Below are 2059 nucleotides of genomic sequence, written 5' to 3' on the forward strand. Positions count from 1 at the left end.
TCGGAGGCGCGGCGGCGGATCTCCTGCGCCGGCGGCCGCGTCGAGCCCTGCCGGACCTTGAGGCCGAAGCCGATATTGTCCGAGACCGTCATGTGCCGGAACAGCGCGTAGTGCTGGAAGACGAAGCCGACATTGCGCTCCTGGATCGATTTGTGCGAGGCGTCCTCGTCGCCGAAGAAGATCTTGCCGCGCGTCGGCCGCTCCAGCCCGGCAATCAGCCGCAGCAGCGTCGTCTTGCCCGAGCCCGACGGCCCCAGCAACGCGATCAGCTCGCCCGACTTGATGTCGAGCGACACGTCATGGAGCGCGGGAAACCGCTCGAACTCCTTGCGCACATTGGCAACGCGAACTTCCATCAACAGTCCCTTTGTAGTGGCTGCATGCCGTTATCCCAAATCGGTTCCCGCTTTTGGGCGACATGTCTTTTGTTTCATGCATGCCGTTATCCCAAAACCGGTTTCCACTTTTGGGCGACATGCATCAATGTCCACGCGCCGCGGCGATCTCGGCGCCGTAACGCATCTCGAGCAGTGTCTTCAGGACCAGCGTCACCAGCGCCAGGCCGGCCAGCAGCGAGGCGACGGCAAAGGCGCCGACGGCGTTGTATTCATTGTAGAGGATCTCGACATGCAGCGGCATGGTGTTGGTCAGGCCGCGTATATGGCCCGACACCACCGAGACCGCGCCGAACTCGCCCATGGCGCGCGCATTGCACAAGAGCACGCCGTAAAGCAGCCCCCATTTGACGTTGGGCAGCGTCACATACCAGAAGGCCTGCCAGCCATTGGCGCCGAGCGACAGCGCGGCCTCCTCGTCGCCATTGCCCTGTTCCTGCATCAGCGGGATCAGCTCGCGGGCCACGAAGGGGAAGGTGACGAAGATGGTGGCCAGCACAATGCCGGGCACGGCGAACAGGATGACGATGCCGTGCGCCTTCAGCCAGGCGCCGAGCAGCCCCTGGGCGCCGAACAGAAGCACATAGACCAGGCCCGAGATGACCGGCGAGACCGAGAACGGCAGGTCGATCAGCGTGGTCAGGAAGGCCTTGCCCTTGAACTCGAACTTGGCGATCGCCCAGGCGGCCGAGATGCCGAAGACGACATTGAGCGGCACCGAGATCGCCGCCACCAGCAGCGTCAGCCGGATCGCCGAGCGCGTATCGGGATTGCCGAGCGCCTCGGTGTAGGCGCCGACGCCCTTGGCGAAGGCTTCGTTGAAGACGATGATCAGCGGCAACAGCAGGAAGATGCCGAGGAAGGCGAACGCGATCGCCATCAGCACGGCCTGCGCCGGGCGGCTTTCGGTTACCGCCGCCGAGCGGCTGTCGTGATGCGGCTCGTAGGATTTGATCTCCGGATCAGCCATAGCGCTTGCGGCTCCATGTCTGCGCCAGGTTGACGATGAGCAGCATCAGGAACGACAAGGCCAGCATGATCGCGGCGATGGCGGTCGCCGCCGGGTAATTGTACTCCTCCAGCCGGATGACGATCAAAAGCGGCGCGATCTCGGACTTGTAGGGCAGGTTGCCGGCGATGAAGATGACCGAGCCGTATTCGCCGACGCCGCGCGCGAAGGCCAGCGCGAAGCCGGTGACGATGGCCGGCGCCAGGCCCGGGAACAGCACCCGGGTGACGATCTGGAAGCGGCTGGCGCCGAGCGTGGCGGCGGCCTCCTCCACCTCCTTGTCGATCTCCTCCATGATCGGCTGCACGGTGCGCACGACGAAGGGCAGGCCGATGAAGACCAGTGCGATGACGATGCCGAGCGGGGTGTAGGCGACCTTGAGCCCAAGCGGCAGCAACAGCTTGCCGATCCAGCCATTGGGCGCGTAGAGCGTGGTCAGCGCGATGCCGGCCACCGCCGTCGGCAGCGCGAAGGGCAGGTCGACCATGGCATCGACGATGCGGCGGCCGGGAAAGCGGTAGCGCACCAGCACCCAGGCGACCAGCGTGCCGAAGACGACATTGACGGCGGCCGCGACAAAGGCGGTGCCGAAGCTGATCTCCAGCGCGTTGATGGTGCGGCGGTCGGTGGCGATCGCCCAGAAATCGGTCCAGCC

General features: G+C 65.2%; 3 protein-coding genes. All 3 read right to left on the reverse strand.

Annotated elements, in window-relative coordinates; translation table 11 throughout:
• Window positions 1-356 (reverse strand): ATP-binding cassette domain-containing protein (locus FJ959_RS31460; protein WP_140633927.1); only part of this gene is annotated, 356 nt, incomplete at its 3' end.
• A 124-nt stretch (window positions 357-480) separates the two neighbouring features.
• Window positions 481-1365, reverse strand: a complete 885-nt coding sequence (cysW, locus tag FJ959_RS31465; RefSeq protein WP_140633929.1) for a sulfate ABC transporter permease subunit CysW — start codon at window positions 1363-1365, stop codon at window positions 481-483.
• Window positions 1358-2059, reverse strand: a 702-nt coding sequence (cysT, locus tag FJ959_RS31470) for a sulfate ABC transporter permease subunit CysT (RefSeq protein WP_140633931.1), incomplete at its 5' end; no start/stop codon positions are given. The genes cysT and cysW, both read right to left, overlap by 8 nt.

It is taken from the genome of Mesorhizobium sp. B2-2-4, from assembly GCF_006442375.1.
GTDB lineage: Bacteria > Pseudomonadota > Alphaproteobacteria > Rhizobiales > Rhizobiaceae > Mesorhizobium.